The sequence below is a fragment of the Pseudomonas sp. BP11-1-1 genome, assembly GCF_052112105.1.
Classification (GTDB): Bacteria; Pseudomonadota; Gammaproteobacteria; order Pseudomonadales; family Pseudomonadaceae; genus Aquipseudomonas; species Aquipseudomonas alvandae.
On sequence record NZ_JAUTYU010000014.1, the window covers coordinates 1 to 15,130 of the forward strand.

Annotated in this window: 11 protein-coding genes; 5 read left to right on the forward strand and 6 right to left on the reverse strand. The window is 61.9% G+C overall.

Annotated elements, in window-relative coordinates; translation table 11 throughout:
* On the forward strand, nt 1–438 hold a 438-nt coding region (locus tag Q7C33_RS21975; RefSeq protein ID WP_407684161.1), incomplete at its 5' end, for an alpha/beta family hydrolase.
* 170 nt (nt 439–608) lie between these two features.
* On the opposite strand, the gene Q7C33_RS21980 is transcribed toward Q7C33_RS21975, so the two are convergent.
* The 3 genes from Q7C33_RS21980 to acnA all read right to left on the reverse strand — a co-directional run bounded on the left by Q7C33_RS21980 (nt 609) and on the right by acnA (nt 5,895).
* A complete protein-coding gene (locus tag Q7C33_RS21980) occupies nt 609–2,174 on the reverse strand; it encodes a methyl-accepting chemotaxis protein (RefSeq protein ID WP_407684162.1) in 1,566 nt (521 codons plus the stop codon).
* Between the two features lie 75 nt (nt 2,175–2,249).
* Nucleotides 2,250–3,038, reverse strand: a complete 789-nt coding sequence (locus Q7C33_RS21985) for a CPBP family intramembrane glutamic endopeptidase (protein ID WP_030140911.1) — start codon at nt 3,036–3,038, stop codon at nt 2,250–2,252.
* 115 nt (nt 3,039–3,153) lie between these two features.
* Complete coding sequence (gene acnA, locus Q7C33_RS21990) at nt 3,154–5,895, reverse strand: aconitate hydratase AcnA (protein ID WP_407684163.1); 2,742 nt, start codon at nt 5,893–5,895, stop codon at nt 3,154–3,156.
* 172 nt (nt 5,896–6,067) lie between these two features.
* Between acnA and rlmM the strand changes: the two genes are divergently transcribed.
* Together rlmM and tusA are read left to right on the forward strand one after the other, a co-directional pair.
* On the forward strand, nt 6,068–7,141 hold the full coding sequence (gene rlmM / locus Q7C33_RS21995; RefSeq protein WP_334597208.1) for a 23S rRNA (cytidine(2498)-2'-O)-methyltransferase RlmM: 1,074 nt from the start codon (nt 6,068–6,070) through the stop codon (nt 7,139–7,141).
* 188 nt (nt 7,142–7,329) lie between these two features.
* Nucleotides 7,330–7,581 carry a sulfurtransferase TusA gene (gene tusA / locus Q7C33_RS22000; RefSeq protein ID WP_030140914.1) on the forward strand — a complete coding sequence of 84 codons (252 nt, stop codon included), beginning with the start codon at nt 7,330–7,332 and terminating at the stop codon, nt 7,579–7,581.
* On the opposite strand, the gene Q7C33_RS22005 is transcribed toward tusA, so the two are convergent.
* Complete coding sequence (locus Q7C33_RS22005; RefSeq protein WP_407684164.1) at nt 7,578–8,981, reverse strand: MATE family efflux transporter; 1,404 nt, start codon at nt 8,979–8,981, stop codon at nt 7,578–7,580. The two genes, tusA and Q7C33_RS22005, sit on opposite strands and share 4 nt — an antisense overlap.
* Before the next feature lie 293 nt (nt 8,982–9,274).
* On the opposite strand from Q7C33_RS22005, the gene pdxB reads away from it, so the two are divergent.
* Nucleotides 9,275–10,417 (forward strand): 4-phosphoerythronate dehydrogenase PdxB, encoded by a 1,143-nt coding sequence (gene pdxB / locus Q7C33_RS22010; protein WP_030140916.1) that lies wholly within the window; start codon nt 9,275–9,277, stop codon nt 10,415–10,417.
* Between the two features lie 210 nt (nt 10,418–10,627).
* On the opposite strand, the gene Q7C33_RS22015 is transcribed toward pdxB, so the two are convergent.
* A complete protein-coding gene (locus tag Q7C33_RS22015; protein WP_003199629.1) occupies nt 10,628–10,807 on the reverse strand; it encodes a PA1571 family protein in 180 nt (59 codons plus the stop codon).
* 258 nt (nt 10,808–11,065) lie between these two features.
* Between Q7C33_RS22015 and Q7C33_RS22020 the strand changes: the two genes are divergently transcribed.
* Nucleotides 11,066–12,838 (forward strand): ABC transporter transmembrane domain-containing protein, encoded by a 1,773-nt coding sequence (locus Q7C33_RS22020; protein WP_030140917.1) that lies wholly within the window; start codon nt 11,066–11,068, stop codon nt 12,836–12,838.
* Nucleotides 12,839–13,056: 218 nt separating this feature from the next.
* Here Q7C33_RS22020 and Q7C33_RS22025 read toward each other — a convergent pair whose 3' ends face one another.
* On the reverse strand, nt 13,057–14,985 hold the full coding sequence (locus tag Q7C33_RS22025; protein ID WP_407684165.1) for a transglycosylase SLT domain-containing protein: 1,929 nt from the start codon (nt 14,983–14,985) through the stop codon (nt 13,057–13,059).
* Nucleotides 14,986–15,130: the final 145 nt, after the last annotated feature.

Consider the following 15,130-nt stretch of genomic DNA (forward strand, 5'->3'; position numbering starts at 1 on the left):
CGCCCCCCCAACCCGGCCCCCAAACTTCGCGAAGGCTGGCGAACGGTGTACGCCACGGTGCGGCCTTATGTCGCTGGGCGGCTGGCCATTGGTGGCAAGTCCATGGGCGGGCGCATGGCGAGCCTGCTGGCCGATGAGCTGGGCGCCGAGGCGCTGGTCTGCCTGGGCTATCCCTTCTATGCGGTGGGCAAGCCGGAAAAACCACGGGTCGAGCATTTGGCGGCATTGAAGACGCGAACCTTGATCGTCCAGGGCGAGCGGGATGCGTTGGGGAATCGAGAGGCGGTGCAGGGCTATCCCTTGTCACCGAGCATCGAGGTGATGTGGCTCGTGGCGGGGGATCATGATCTGAAACCGCTGAAGGTTTCGGGGGTTAGCCATGAGCAGCATTTGGACGCGGCGGCGCAGGGAGTGGCTGGGTTCTTGTCTCAAGATTGATGGCGCTCGTGCGGGCCTCTTCGCGAGCAGGCTCGCTCCCCACAATTGGAATGCATTTCAATGAGCCGCCTAGAACCCCTGTGGGAGCGAGCTTGCTCGCGATAGCGGCCTGCCAGACGACAAAAAACCCGGAAGCTTTCGCTATCCGGGTTTTCAGTTGCCAATTGAAATCAGCGGTTGAACCGCTCCACCAACGAATACTGCGTGTTGGCCGTGCGGGTCAGCTCCTCGCTGAGCAGCGCCGAGCTGTGGGCCTGGCCTGAGGTCTGGTCGGCCAGTTCCGAGATGTTGCTGATGTTGCGGCTGATCTCCTCGGCCACCGAACTCTGCTCCTCGGTCGCGGCAGCAATCTGAGTGGTCATGTCGGTGATATGCGCCACCGCTTCGCTGATGCCCACCAGCGCCTGGTCGGCTTCCATGACCCGCGCCACGCCTTCTTCGGCCTGGCGGTGGCCGGCGTCCATGGTCTGCACGGCATTGTTGGCGGTCTGTTGCAGCTTGGCGATCAAGGCATGGATCTGCCCGGTGGACTCGCTGGTGCGTTGGGCCAGTTGACGCACTTCATCGGCGACTACGGCAAAACCGCGTCCCATCTCGCCGGCCCGGGCCGCTTCGATGGCGGCGTTGAGGGCCAGCAGGTTGGTCTGGTCGGCGATGCCCTTGATCACATCAACCACGCCACCGATTTCATCGCTGTCCTTGGCCAGTTGGGTCACGGTCTGTCCAGTCTCGCCTACCACGACCGACAGGCGCTCGATGGCCTCGCGGGTTTCCCCGGCGATGTCGCGACCACGCCCCGTGAGGCGATTGGCCTCCTGGGTGGCATCGGCGGTGCGCTGCACATGGCTGGCGACTTCCTGGGTGGTGGCGGCCATCTGGTTGACGGCAGTGGCGACCTGTTCGGTTTCCACGCGCTGGCGTTCCAGGCCGCTGGAGCTGTCGTGGGCCAGGGTATTGGATTGCCGGGCTTGCGCATTGAGATGCTCGGCGGTGTCCTGCAAGCGGGTGAGGCAGGTTTTCAGGCGGGCCTCCTGGCTGAGGATCGACATTTCCAGGCGTGCCTGAACGCCACGGCTGTCGGTGTACATCCGCGCGATCAGCGGGTCGGAAGTGGTCTGTTCGGCCAGGCGCAACAGACGCTTGATGCCACGTTGTTGCCATTGCAAGCCCAACAGCCCCAACGGCACGGACAGCAGGGCGGCCAGGGCAAAGCCCCAGGAAGAGTCAAGGAAAGCACCGACGACGAAGCTCAACTGGCTGACGAGGATGAATGGCAGCCAGTCTTGCAGCATCGGTACCCATTTATCGCTGCTCGGAACCGCGGACTTGCCCTGGTTGATGCGTCGATAGAGTGCTTCGGCCCGGGTGATCTGCTCGGCCGTCGGCTTGACCCGTACCGACTCGTAGCCGACCACCTGGTTGCCCTCGAAAATCGGCGTGACGTAGGCGTTGACCCAGTAATGATCGCCATTCTTGCAGCGATTCTTGACGATGCCCATCCAGGGTAATCCCTGTTTCAGGGTGTTCCACATGTGTGCGAACACGGCTGACGGGACGTCGGGGTGGCGCACCAGATTGTGCGGTGCATGGATCAGCTCTTCCTTGGAAAACCCACTGATTTCAACGAACGCGTCGTTGCAGTAGGTAATCACACCCTTGGCATTGGTGGTGGAAATCAATCGCTGCTGGGCCGCGAAAGTCCTTTCGCGTTGTGTGACAGGCTGGTTGTTACGCATGGTATGTAGTCCGCAAGGCTTTGAGAGGTTGTCGGCACCGTCAGCTTTTAATTGAAATAATTCTGCCCGGCGGTATCACGCCAGCATCGGGTAGGTAAATAGGGCGAAATGAAGCAGGTTCAAGCCAAAGTGCGTGGCAATCGCGGCGCCCAGGCCGCCGAATCGGTAGGCCAGTCCATAACCGATCCCGGCCAGGCCCGACAACAACACCCAGTGCCATCCCGCGCCAGCATGCACCAGGCCGAACAACAACGAGGACAGGATCAGCGCCAGGGATTCGCCATGACGTAGAAGCTTGAAGCACCGGCTCAGGCCTCCTTGAATGTAGCCACGAAACAGCGCCTCCTCCACCAAGGTCACCAATAAAAGATTATTGAGTACCCAGAGCCAGGCCTGGTCCGGCCACTTCGGCGCCCATTCGATCATGCCCAGCAGCAGGGCCCCACCCAAGGCCAGCGTGGTGCTCAAGCATAGCCCGAGCACCGTGGCGTAGACGAACCCGCGAAACGGCCGCCGGCCGACGATCCACGGGCAGGCCAGCAGCAGCCAGAAGCCGATCAGCGGCTTGTCCTGGTTCAAATACATGGCAAACCGTGTGGCGTCATCGGTCAAACGTTGTGCTGCGATGGCCCGCCCGTTGAAAAAACCCGGCATCCAGTGCAGCGCCAGCGCGATCGCCAACACCAGGAACAAACAATGCCCGAGAAACTGCCCGACGGGCATCTTTTGTTGGCGAACCGCATACCCGGCGAACAGCAACAGCGCGATTGAGATGGCTGCAGTCCAGGTGAGATGACCATAGGCCAGGGCCATGGCATAGCCGGCCGAGAGAAGGGCCAGGTACGGCCAAGGTAGGGCGGGCATATCAAATCCTTTGAGGCGGAAAACTGTCGAGGCTTGTCGACGCCGGCGGGATTATAGGCAGACCCATACGAAAACACCGCCCAAATGAGACGGTGTTTTCGTAAGACGCTTCTTTTTATCCTGTAATTAATTGCCGTAGGACAAAGTGCAGGATCCCGCCGGCCTTGAAATATTCCACCTCGTTCAAAGTATCAATCCGGCACAGCACTTCGATCCGCTCCTGGCTGCCGTCTTCGCGGGTAATGACCACGGGCAGGTTCATGCGCGGCGTCAGCTCGGTGTCGCTCAGGCCGAGGATGTCCAGGGTTTCCTTGCCGGTGAGGTTCAGGCTCTTGCGATTCTGATCAAGCTTGAACTGCAGTGGCAATACGCCCATGCCCACCAGGTTGGAACGGTGGATGCGCTCGAAACTCTCGGCGATCACCGCCTTGACCCCGAGCAGGTTAGTGCCTTTGGCGGCCCAGTCCCGGCTCGAGCCGGTGCCGTATTCCTGTCCGGCGATCACCACCAATGGCGTGCCGGTCGCCTGGTACAACATTGCGGCATCATAGATCGACATGCGTTCGCCGTTGGGGATATAGACCGTGTTGCCGCCTTCTTCCCCGCCGAGCATCTCGTTGCGGATACGGATATTGGCAAAGGTACCTCGCATCATCACCTGGTGGTTGCCCCGTCGCGAGCCGTAGGAGTTGAAGTCCCGAGGCTCCACGCCCTGTTCGCGCAGGTAACGGCCGGCGGGGCTGTCGGCCTTGATGTTACCGGCCGGGGAGATATGGTCGGTGGTCACCGAGTCCCCCAGCAGCGCGAGTACCCGCGCCCCTTCGACATTCTTGACGGTGGGTGGTGGCCCGCCAATGTCATCAAAAAACGGTGGATGTTGAATATAGGTCGAGTCGGCTTGCCAGACGTACGTGGCGGCTTGTGGCACCTCAATCGCTTGCCATTGCTCGTCGCCGGCGAACACGGCGGCATATTCCTTGTGGAACATGCCGGTGTCGACTTTGGCCACGGCGTCGGCGACTTCCTTGCTGCTCGGCCAGATGTCCCGAAGGTAGACAGGGTTGCCGTCGCGATCATTGCCCAGCGGTTCGCTGCTGATGTCGATGCGCACGGTGCCGGCCAGGGCGTAGGCGACGACCAGCGGCGGTGAAGCCAGCCAGTTGGTTTTCACCAGCGGATGCACACGGCCTTCGAAGTTGCGGTTGCCCGACAGCACCGACGCCACGGTCAGGTCTGCTTTCTGGATGGCTTTCTCAATCGGGTCGGGCAGGGGCCCTGAGTTGCCGATACAGGTCGTGCAACCGTAACCCACCAGGTCGAAACCGAGCTTGTCGAGGTATTCGGTCAGGCCCGCGGCGTTGTAGTAATCGGTGACCACCTTCGAGCCCGGCGCCAAGGAACTCTTGACCCAAGGCTTGCGGACCAGGCCTTTTTCCACGGCTTTTTTCGCCAGCAACCCGGCGGCCATCATCACGCTGGGGTTAGAGGTGTTGGTGCAGGACGTAATCGCCGCGATGACCACCGCGCCGTTTTTCAGCCGATGGGTCTGGCCTTCGAATTCATATTCCGCTTCACCCACCTGATCGGCATTGCCCACCGCGACGCCTCCGCCGCCCTCGCTTTCCAGGCGACCTTCTTCCTTGCTGGTGGGTTTGACTTGCAGCCCGAGGAAGTCACTGAAGGCCTGGCCGACATTCGGCAGTGCCACCCGGTCCTGTGGACGCTTGGGGCCGGCGAGGCTGGCTTCGACGCTGCCCATGTCCAATTCCAGCGTGTCGGTGAACACCGGTTCCTGACCGGGCAGGCGCCACAGCCCCTGGGCCTTGCAATAGGCTTCCACCAGCTTGACGGTTTCCGTCGGACGGCCGGACAGGCGCAAGTAGTCCAATGTCACATCGTCCACCGGGAAGAAGCCGCAAGTGGCACCGTATTCCGGGGCCATGTTGGCAATGGTGGCGCGGTCGGCCAGGGGCAGGTCGGCCAGGCCATCGCCATAGAACTCGACGAATTTGCCCACCACGCCTTTCTTGCGCAGCATCTGCGTGACGGTCAGCACCAGGTCGGTGGCGGTGATGCCTTCACGTAGCTTGCCGACCAGTTTGAAGCCAATGACTTCGGGGATCAGCATCGACACCGGTTGGCCGAGCATTGCCGCTTCGGCCTCGATCCCGCCGACGCCCCAGCCGAGCACGCCGAGGCCGTTGATCATGGTGGTGTGGGAGTCGGTGCCCACCAGGGTGTCGGGGAAGGCGTAGGTGCGGCCGTCTTCCTCTTTGGTCCAGACGGTGCGACCCAGGTATTCGAGGTTGACCTGGTGGCAGATACCGGTGCCAGGTGGCACCACGCTGAAATTGTCGAAGGCGCTCTGGCCCCAGCGCAGGAACGCGTAGCGTTCACCGTTGCGCTGCATTTCGATGTCGACGTTCTGCTCGAATGCCTGTCGGCTGGCGAACTTGTCCACCATCACCGAGTGGTCGATCACCAGGTCAACCGGTGACAGCGGGTTGATCCGCTGGGGATCGCCGCCGGCCTTTTCCACGGCGGCGCGCATGGCGGCCAGGTCGACCACGGCGGGGACGCCGGTAAAGTCCTGCATCAGCACCCGCGCCGGGCGGTATTGGATCTCGCGGTCGGAACGACGCTCTTTCAGCCAGCCCGCCAGGGCCTTGAGGTCGGTGCCGGTGACGGTTTTTTCATCTTCCCAGCGCAGCAGGTTTTCCAGCAGCACCTTGAGGGACATGGGTAATTTGTCCAGGTCGCCCAGGCTTCGCGCTGCATCCGGCAGGCTGAAATAATGGTAGGTCCTGGCATCGACTTGCAGTGTCTTAAGGGTTTTCAGGCTATCAAGGGACGGCATTGAAATCACTCCTTTGAGTCCGCACGGCTACGGACTGACGGAACGGACAGAGCCTTTAACCTAGCCCTGTTTTGAGCGTATGACTAATCACTGGACTCTATAGGAAGGTTCGCGGTTCCGAACTCCGCTATCATGCGCCGGTTTTCGTGACAGGCTTTGCTACGGGGTTTCAATGAATACGCTTTTTATGCACTGCCGGCCGGGCTTCGAAGGCGAGGTCTGTTCCGAGATCGCCGAACATGCCGCGCGGCTCAACGTGGCCGGCTACGCCAAGGCCAAGCCGGCCAGTGCCTGCGCCGAATTTGTCTGCACGGAAGAGGATGGCGCCGAGCGGCTGATGCGCGGGCAGCGTTTTGCCGAGCTGATTTTCCCGCGCCAGTGGGCCCGCGGCACGTTCATCGAGTTGCCGGAAACCGACCGCATCAGTGTCATCCTGGCCAACATGGCGGCGTTCCCGACGTGCGGCAGCCTGTGGCTGGAAGTGGTTGACACCAACGACGGCAAGGAGCTGTCGAACTTCTGCAAGAAATTCGAAGGCCCGCTGCGCAAGGCCTTGATCGGGGCCGGCAAGCTGGTGGACGACCCGCATAAGCCGCGTCTGCTGCTGACTTTCAAGAGCGGTCGCGAAGTGTTCCTCGGCCTGGCGCAAGCGGATAACTCGGCCATGTGGCCGATGGGCATCCCGCGTTTGAAGTTCCCCCGGGAAGCGCCGAGCCGCTCGACGCTCAAGCTCGAAGAGGCTTGGCATCATTTCATTCCCAAGGACCAGTGGGACGAGCGTTTGCACAGTGACATGACCGGCGTGGACCTCGGCGCCGCGCCGGGTGGCTGGACCTGGCAACTGGTCAACCGTGGCATGTTGGTCACGGCCATCGATAACGGCCCGATGGCAGAAAGCCTGATGGACACCGGCCTCGTGCAGCACTTGATGGCGGACGGTTTCACGTTCAAGCCCAAGCAGCCGGTGGACTGGATGGTCTGCGACATCGTCGAGAAGCCGGCGCGCAACGCGGCGATGCTGGAGGAGTGGATTGGCGAAGGGCATTGCCGCGAGGCCGTGGTCAACCTCAAGCTGCCGATGAAACAGCGTTACGCCGAGGTCAAGCGCCTGCTCGAACGCATCGCCGAGGGCTTCAAGGCCCGGGGCATCAAGGTCGAAATCGGCTGCAAGCAGCTGTACCACGACCGTGAAGAGGTGACGTGCCATCTGCGGCGGTTGGATACCAAGAAGCCGAAGTCCCGCTAATCCTTTGAAGCCAGTGAAATCCTCTGTGGGAGCGAGCTTGCTCGCGATAGCGGTGGGTCAGCTTGCATCAATGTTAAATGTGTCGACGCCATCGCGAGCAAGCTCGCTCCCACAGGGTGCAGTGTCGAACCAGGGGTGACCGAGCGCCGACATTGCGCGACAATGCCGGCCAGTTCCAGGAGTAGAGCATGAGTGAAATGAACGACACGCCGGTCGACGGTACGCTGGATGCCACGGGCCTCAATTGCCCGGAGCCGGTGATGATGCTGCACCAGCACATCCGCGACCTGGCCCCCGGTGGCCTGCTGAAAGTCATCGCCACCGATCCCTCGACGCGCCGCGACATCCCCAAGTTTTGCGTGTTCCTGGACCACGAACTGGTGGCCCAGCAGGAGAGCGCCGGCACCTATCTCTACTGGATCCGCAAGAAGCTCGCTTAACCCGTCGAGCGGCTAAAGCGGATCTGCTTGCGCGCGCTGCGTGCCAGGCGGATCGACAGCATCAGCGCCGCGCAGCTCAAGCCTGCAATCAAGCCTTGCCACAATCCGCTCGGGCCGCTGGGGGCGCCGAGCCAGTCGGTCAGGCCCAGGGCGTAACCCACCGGCAGGCCGATGCCCCAATAGGCGAACAGGGTCAGGATCATCGTCACCCGGGTGTCCTGGTAGCCGCGCAATGCACCCGCCGCCGTGACCTGGATCGCATCGGAAAACTGGAACAGCGCCGCATACACGATCAGCATCGACGCCACTTCGATCACTCTCGGATCGGCGGTGTAGATCGCGGCGATAGGCTCGCGCAGGGCGAACATCAGGCTCGCTGACAGGCAGGCGTACGCCAGGGCCGTGCCCATGCCGACGCCTGCGGCGAAACGCGCTTCCCGGGGCTGGCTGCGCCCCAGCGCCTGGCCTACCCGTACTGTCACGGCCATGCCCAGGGAGTAGGGGATCATGAACACCAGCGAGCTGAAGTTCAGCGCGATCTGATGCCCGGCCACCACCGTGGCGCCGAGGCTGCCGATCAGCAGGGCGATCACAGCGAAAATGCTCGATTCGGCGAACACCGCGATGCCAATCGGCAGGCCGATGCCCAGCAGACGCTTGATCACCGACCATTGCGGCCAGTCGAAACGAGTGAACAAGCGGCTCGATTGATAGGCCGGGGCCCGGAATGTCCAGACCGCCATGCCCGCCGCCATGAACCACATCACGATGGCCGTGGCCCAGCCACAACCGACCCCGCCCATGGCCGGGACGCCCAGGTGTCCATAGATGAAGATGTAATTGAGCGGAATGTTCAGGCCCAATCCGCATAGCCCCAGCACCATTGCCGGTCGCGTACGACCCAAGCCGTCGCTGAAACAGCGCAGCACGTAATAGAGCGCCACCGCCGGCAGACCGGTGCCGATGCCCCGCAGGTATTCCATGCAAGGGCCGATCAGTTCCGGATCGACTTTCATGATGTGCAGGATCGGCTCGGCGCTAAACAGGGCCAGGGTCGCGATCAATCCCACCACCAGCGCCAGCCACAGCGCCTGGCGCACCAGCGGTCCGATCTCGTCGAACGTACCGGCGCCGAAGCGCTGGGCCACTTTCGGTGTGGTTGCCAGCAGCGTGCCGGTCATCAGCAGGAACACCGGCACCCAGATCGAATTACCCAGCGCCACTGCCGCCAGGTCCCGTGGGCCGACGCGGCCGGCCATCACCGCATCGACAAAACCCATGGCGGTGGTCGCCAATTGCGCCACCATGATCGGCAAGGCCAGGGCGAGCAGCGTCTTGAGCTCCAGGCGAACCCGGGCCGGGCGGGAGAGGGCGTTGGGGGTATCGATGACGGGATTCACAGGCGCAGCGTCCGAAAGATTGAACACAAGGCGGCGAATTCTACGCCTTGACGCAGTGGTCAGGAAAAAACCTGTGTTGGGGATTTGTAATCACTCTCTCTTGGGAGGATTTGGCGGGTGAATACCTTGTGGCGAGGGAGCTTGCTCCCGCTGGACTGCGAACCAGGCCCGATTACCTTGACGACTGCTGTGCAGCCGAACGGGAGCAAGCTCCCTCGCCACAATGAAGCAATGGGCTGGCCCATCGAGGCGAGGAACGCCTACACTGCCCATCCCGCCAAAGGAGCTCCGCCATGCTGATCGTTGCCGACGAAAATATTCCCTTGCTCGATGCGTTTTTCCAAGGCTTCGGTGAGATCCGCCGGGTGCCGGGCCGAGGGATCGATCGGTCGATGGTCGAGCACGCCGATGTGTTACTGGTGCGTTCGGTCAGCCAGGTCAATCGGGCGCTGCTGGAAGGCAGCCAGGTGCGTTTCGTTGGCACCTGCACGATCGGCACTGATCATCTGGACCTGGATTATCTGGCCGAGGCTGGTATTCGCTGGGCCAGTGCCCCGGGCTGCAACGCCCGTGGGGTGGTGGACTATGTGCTGGGCAGCCTCATGACCCTGGCGGAAATCGAAGGCGCGGATCTTGCGCAGCGAACTTTTGGCGTAATCGGCGCGGGGCAGGTGGGTGGGCGGTTGATCGAAGTGCTCAAGGGCCTGGGCTGGACTGTGAAAGTCTGCGATCCGCCTCGCCAGGCCGCGGAGGGCGGTGATTATGTGAGCCTGGAGCAGATCGTCGAGCAGTGTGATGTCATCAGCTTGCATACGCCCTTGACCCGCGATGGCGAGCAACCGACCTGGCACCTTTTTGACGAGCAACGATTGAACCGCCTCAAGCCGGGCACTTGGCTGATCAATGCCGCGCGCGGGCCGGTCATCGACAACAGCGCGTTGCGCGAGGTACTGCTGGAGCGTGAAGACCTGCAGGCCGTGTTGGATGTGTGGGAGCAGGAGCCGACGGTGGATGTCGACCTGGCCGACCTCTGCGTGATCGCCACCCCGCACATCGCCGGCTACAGCCTTGACGGTCGCCAGCGCGGCACGGCGCAGATCTACCAGGCCTTGTGCGATTTTCTTGGGCAGCCAGTCGAAGTCAACCTGGCCGATCTGCTGCCCAGGCCCTGGCTTGGAGGCATCACCCTTGACGCCGACACCGACCCGGCCTGGGCGCTGGCGGCGCTGTGCCGGAGCGTGTACGACCCACGCCGTGACGATGCAGATTTTCGCCGCAGCCTGATCGGTACGGTGGCCGAACAGCGCAGTGCTTTTGATGCGTTGCGCAAGCATTACCCACCACGTCGGGAGATCGACAGCTTGAAGGTGCGTATCGAAGGGCAATCGGCGGCCTTGCAGCAGATCGCGACGGCGCTGGGCGCTACTGCCATTTAAGCGTGGAGTGCTCTTGTGGCGAGGGAGCTTGCTCCCGTTCGGCTGCGAAGCAGTCGTCGCTTTTCGGCGCTCGTCCAGGCAATGGGGTTGCTTCGCCCGAAGCGTCGGACCGTCCCAGCGGGAGCAAGCTCCCTCGCCACAAGAATCTGCAACATCAGCAGGTATAAAAAACCCGACATCAAGGTCGGGTTCAATTGAAGACGGGCTGTATCACTTTTGTTCGGCAGGTTTGACCAGTCGTTTTTCCAGCTCGCTGCAGGCTTTCTGGATCATGTCTTCGGTGATCGGAACCTCGCGCCCTTGGGCATCGATGAACGAGCAGCCCAGGGACTGGTCCGGTTGCGTGCGGATCACTTGAATCTTGTCGTCGCTGCTGTGTTGCAAGGACATGGCCTGTCTCCTCATCAGGTTGCGTGCCTATCGTAGTGTCGCCAGGTGACCGAGCCATGACACTCCTTGAAGGTTCATGACGACAGCCCCACTCAACCAGAAACACGCATGCGTTTCCAGCCAGACGTTAGACCGATAACATCTAGGCATTAGTATCGGTGGTCATATTTAACCTGACTCATTTCGGTTCACGTTGGTTCCGCTGCGCTTCGGTGCTGTCGGCCGACCTCCTTTGTGCTCCATTATCGGACGATCTTGATGCTTTCTTCCCGACATCGCCGCGCCATACGCCTGGCCAGCGGCTTCATCGCTCCCTATCGCAAGCAGGTCGCCGGAGCGTTACTGGCCCTGATCGTCACGGCGGGTATTACATTGTCCATGGGTCAAGGGATCCGTCTGTTGGTGGACCAAGGCTTCATGACCCGTTCACCGCACCTGCTCAATCAGTCCATCGGCCTGTTCATGGTGCTGGTGCTTGGCCTGGCGATCGGTACGTTTGCACGTTTCTACCTGGTGTCATGGATTGGCGAGCGCGTGGTGGCCGATATCCGGCGGCAGGTGTTCAATCACTTGGTGTATTTGCACCCGGGCTTCTACGAGAACAACCGCAGTTCGGAAATCCAGTCACGGCTGACCGCCGACACGACCTTGCTGCAATCGGTGATCGGTTCTTCGCTGTCGTTGTTCTTGCGCAACGCCTTGATGGTGGTTGGCGGCATCGTGCTGCTGTTCATCACCAACCCCAAGCTGACCAGCATCGTGGTGATTGCCTTGCCACTGGTACTGGCGCCGATCCTGGTGTTCGGCCGCCGAGTGCGCAGTCTTTCGCGCCAGAGCCAGGATCGCATTGCTGACGTCGGCAGCTACGTTTCCGAAACCCTGGGCCAGATCAAGACCGTGCAGGCCTATAACCACCAAGTCCAGGATGAGCAGCGATTTTCTGTGACCGTGGAGCAGGCCTTCGAGACGGCCCGCAAGCGCATCGCCCAGCGTGCCTGGCTGATCACGCTGGTGATCGTGCTCGTGCTGGGGGCCGTGGGGGTGATGCTCTGGGTCGGCGGCATGGATGTGATCGCCGGGCGGATTTCCGGCGGTGAGCTGGCGGCGTTCGTGTTCTACAGCCTCATCGTCGGCAGCGCCTTTGGCACCCTGAGCGAGGTGATTGGCGAGCTGCAGCGGGCGGCCGGCGCGGCGGAGCGCATTGCCGAATTGCTGCGCTCGGAAAATATCATCCAGCCACCGGCTTTCGGTCTCGTGACCTTGCCCGAGCGGGTCCGGGGTGACCTGCGTCTCGAAGGCGTGCGTTTTTCCTATCCATCCCGGCCAGATAGCTATGCGGTCGATGGTCTCGACCTGAGTATCAAGGCGGGCGAGACCCTGGCCCTCGTCGGACCCTCCGGCGCGGGCAAGTCAACGGTGTATGACCTGCTGCTGCGCTTCTACGATCCGGCGCAAGGGCAAATCCTCATCGACGACGTGCCGTTGACCTTGGTCGATCCGCTGGACCTGCGCCGTCATTTCGCCCTGGTATCGCAAAATCCAGCGCTGTTTTTCGGCACGGTGGAAGAGAACATCCGCTACGGCAACCCGCAGGCGACGTCCGAGCAGGTGCGCGAGGCGGCGCAGATCGCCCATGCCCACGACTTCATCGAAAAGATGCCTGACGGCTACCAGACCCACCTGGGCGATGGCGGCCTCGGATTGTCCGGCGGTCAGCGCCAACGCCTGGCTATCGCCCGGGCATTGTTGGTGGATGCGCCGATCCTGCTCCTGGACGAAGCCACCAGCGCCCTCGATGCGCAAAGCGAACACCTCATCCAGCAAGCCCTGCCCAGCCTGATGAAAAACCGCACCACCCTGGTCATCGCCCACCGCCTGGCCACGGTGAAAAATGCCGACCGGATCGCCGTGATGGACCAGGGCAAAGTGGTCGCCGTGGGCACCCACCAGGAGTTGGTTGCCAGCAATGCGTTGTATGCGCGGTTGGCGGCGTTGCAGTTCAACGTTGGCTTGGATTCGGCAGCCGACTGAGCGCGCGTCCACACGAATCCCCTGTGGGAGCGAGCTTGCTCCGGGCGGCGTTCCGACGATAGCGGTGGGTCAGCTTGCATCCATGTTTAAGGTGCCGACGCCATCGCGAGCAAGCTCGCTCCCACAAGGTCCAGCAACCGACCAAGTAACCGACCAAAAAAGCCCGCATCTTTCGATGCGGGCATTTTTTCTTCTCAGGAACAGCGTCTCGCTAATACTCACTGATCATCAAAATACCGCTCATGCCAGTCCACCAGCGGCTGCGGCGAGTTGAGTTTCTGGCCGTAGATCACCGAATAGGACAGTACGTTCTGCACGTACTGGCGGGTTTCGTCGAAGGGAATGCTTTCGACCCAGACGTCGAAGCTCAGGTGGTCCGCGCCGCGCAGCCACTGGCGAACGCGGCCAGGCCCGGCGTTGTACGCGGCGGAGGCGAGGACGCGGTTGCCGTTGAATTGGCTGTGGACCTGGCTCAGGTAGGCCGCGCCAAGCTGGATGTTCTTGTCCGGGTTCAGGACTTGCTGGGGCGATGCCAGGGGGATGTTGAACTTGCGGGCGGTCTCCTTGGCGGTGCCAGGCATCAACTGCATGAGACCGCTGGCACCGACACCGGAGCGGGCGTCGTCCATGAAGGCGCTTTCCTGCCGGGTGATGGCGAACGCCCAGCTCGGATGCAAGCCGCGGATCTTGGCTTCGCGCACCAGCGTGTCGCGGTGCGCCATCGGGAAGCGGATGTCCAGGTCATCCCAGTACTTGGCCTGGCTGATGGTGCGGATGGCCGGGAAATACCATTTCAAATCGTAGGCCAGTTTTGCTTGGGCGACCATTTCGTCCCGGTTGAAATGCCGGCTGACGTGATACCACTCGCGACGCCCATCGACGATGTCGCCCCGGGCGTGAAACTCCAGCGCTCGGCGGACGCCGGGCGTATTGCGCACCTTGTTGATCAGCGCCTGGCTCATGAGCAGTGGCTTGTTGGTCAGCGAGTAGGGTGACTGGGAGCGGTCAGCGGCCAGGAACCCATAGAAGTCCCGTTCGCGGGCCAGGTGTTTATAGAGTGTCAGCGCTTCGGGATTCTGCGGCTGCGCCAGTTCCAGGCTGCGGGCCTGCCAGTAGCGCCAGCGATTGGTGGAGGCCAGCGACTCGGGCAGGCGACGGGTCAGTTGATAGGCATCGTCCCAACGGGCCAGGCGCAGCAACAGGCGCAAGCGCCATTCCGACACGGTGTCGTCCCGCAGTTCCGGATCGTATTTGGTCATGACGTCCAAGGCGCGACTGTCGAAGCGCTTGGCCAGGGTCAGGCCGATTTCCCGAGCAATGGCGACTTTCTCATCCCGGGAGAAACGCATGGTGCTGGCGTAGCCGTCCAGCAGCGTCATGGCTTTTTCCGGGTCCTGGCGCGCCAGGCGACGCAGGCCAAGGCTGACGATGTCGGACATCGGCTCATCGGCGGGCGTGAAGCGAGAAGGCTGGTTGAGCAACTCGGGCTTCTGCGCGACGTCGACGAGCAATTTGCCCCGGGGAGCCAGGGTGGTCAGGCCGCTGACCAGACTGTTGGCCAAGGGGTAATTGCGCGCCTGGGCGGCCAGCTTGGTTCGCTCCCAGCGTTTCTGCTCGGTCAGTTGGCCTTGTGCAGCCCACACGCCAAACAGCGCATCGCAGGTGGCTGGCTGGGATTTGCCGCTGAGCCAGAGTTTTTCCGTGGCGGCGTAGCCTTCGGCCTTCTGCCCGTGTTCGAGCTGGTATTGGGCGTTGAGGCAGTCCAGTTCGGTGAAGTTGAGCTTGGGGTCGTAGTATTTGACGAAGGTCGCCCAGTCGCCCCGTTCCGCCAGCCAGCGCAACCAGCGCAGCTTCATCCAGTTGGCCTGGGGCAGGTCGCCGTGCTCGGCGAGAAATTTCTCGATTTCGGGATTGCTCGCGCTCTTGAGGCGAGCGGTCAGTTCGTCATAGGCCAGGTACGGCTCCAGCGGATAATCGCGCAGGGCCTGGCTGTAGCGAAAATAAGGGCCTGAATCACCTTTGGCCAAGGCACGTTTGGCCTCATCGTAGTACTGGCGCTGGGTAGAGATATCCACCGCCTGGGCGGATTGAACGGCAGTGGCACACACAAATAAACAAGATAAGACACTGAAAAGGCGACTGCGCATGATACGTCCGGGCAGAAAAAAACATGACAAGCCCAAGGGGAAACCGAGGGTAACTGGCTGTAGCTTAGCCTTTTGCCAGCAACCGGCGAAAGCTTTGCGGGGCCGTTGGCAAAACTTCGCGACATTTGTTGTACAGAGTGCTTCG

What these genes read in the sequence shown, in the direction of transcription:
- Q7C33_RS21980 (WP_407684162.1), bottom strand. Translation starts at nt 2,174, where the DNA reads ATGCGTAACAACCAGCCTGTCACACAACGCGAAAGGACTTTCGCGGCC.
- Q7C33_RS21985 (WP_030140911.1), bottom strand. Translation starts at nt 3,038, where the DNA reads ATGCCCGCCCTACCTTGGCCGTACCTGGCCCTTCTCTCGGCCGGCTAT.
- acnA (WP_407684163.1), bottom strand. Translation starts at nt 5,895, where the DNA reads ATGCCGTCCCTTGATAGCCTGAAAACCCTTAAGACACTGCAAGTCGAT.
- rlmM (WP_334597208.1), top strand. Translation starts at nt 6,068, where the DNA reads ATGAATACGCTTTTTATGCACTGCCGGCCGGGCTTCGAAGGCGAGGTC.
- tusA (WP_030140914.1), top strand. Translation starts at nt 7,330, where the DNA reads ATGAGTGAAATGAACGACACGCCGGTCGACGGTACGCTGGATGCCACG.
- pdxB (WP_030140916.1), top strand. Translation starts at nt 9,275, where the DNA reads ATGCTGATCGTTGCCGACGAAAATATTCCCTTGCTCGATGCGTTTTTC.
- Q7C33_RS22015 (WP_003199629.1), bottom strand. Translation starts at nt 10,807, where the DNA reads ATGTCCTTGCAACACAGCAGCGACGACAAGATTCAAGTGATCCGCACG.
- Q7C33_RS22020 (WP_030140917.1), top strand. Translation starts at nt 11,066, where the DNA reads ATGCTTTCTTCCCGACATCGCCGCGCCATACGCCTGGCCAGCGGCTTC.
- Q7C33_RS22025 (WP_407684165.1), bottom strand. Translation starts at nt 14,985, where the DNA reads ATGCGCAGTCGCCTTTTCAGTGTCTTATCTTGTTTATTTGTGTGTGCC.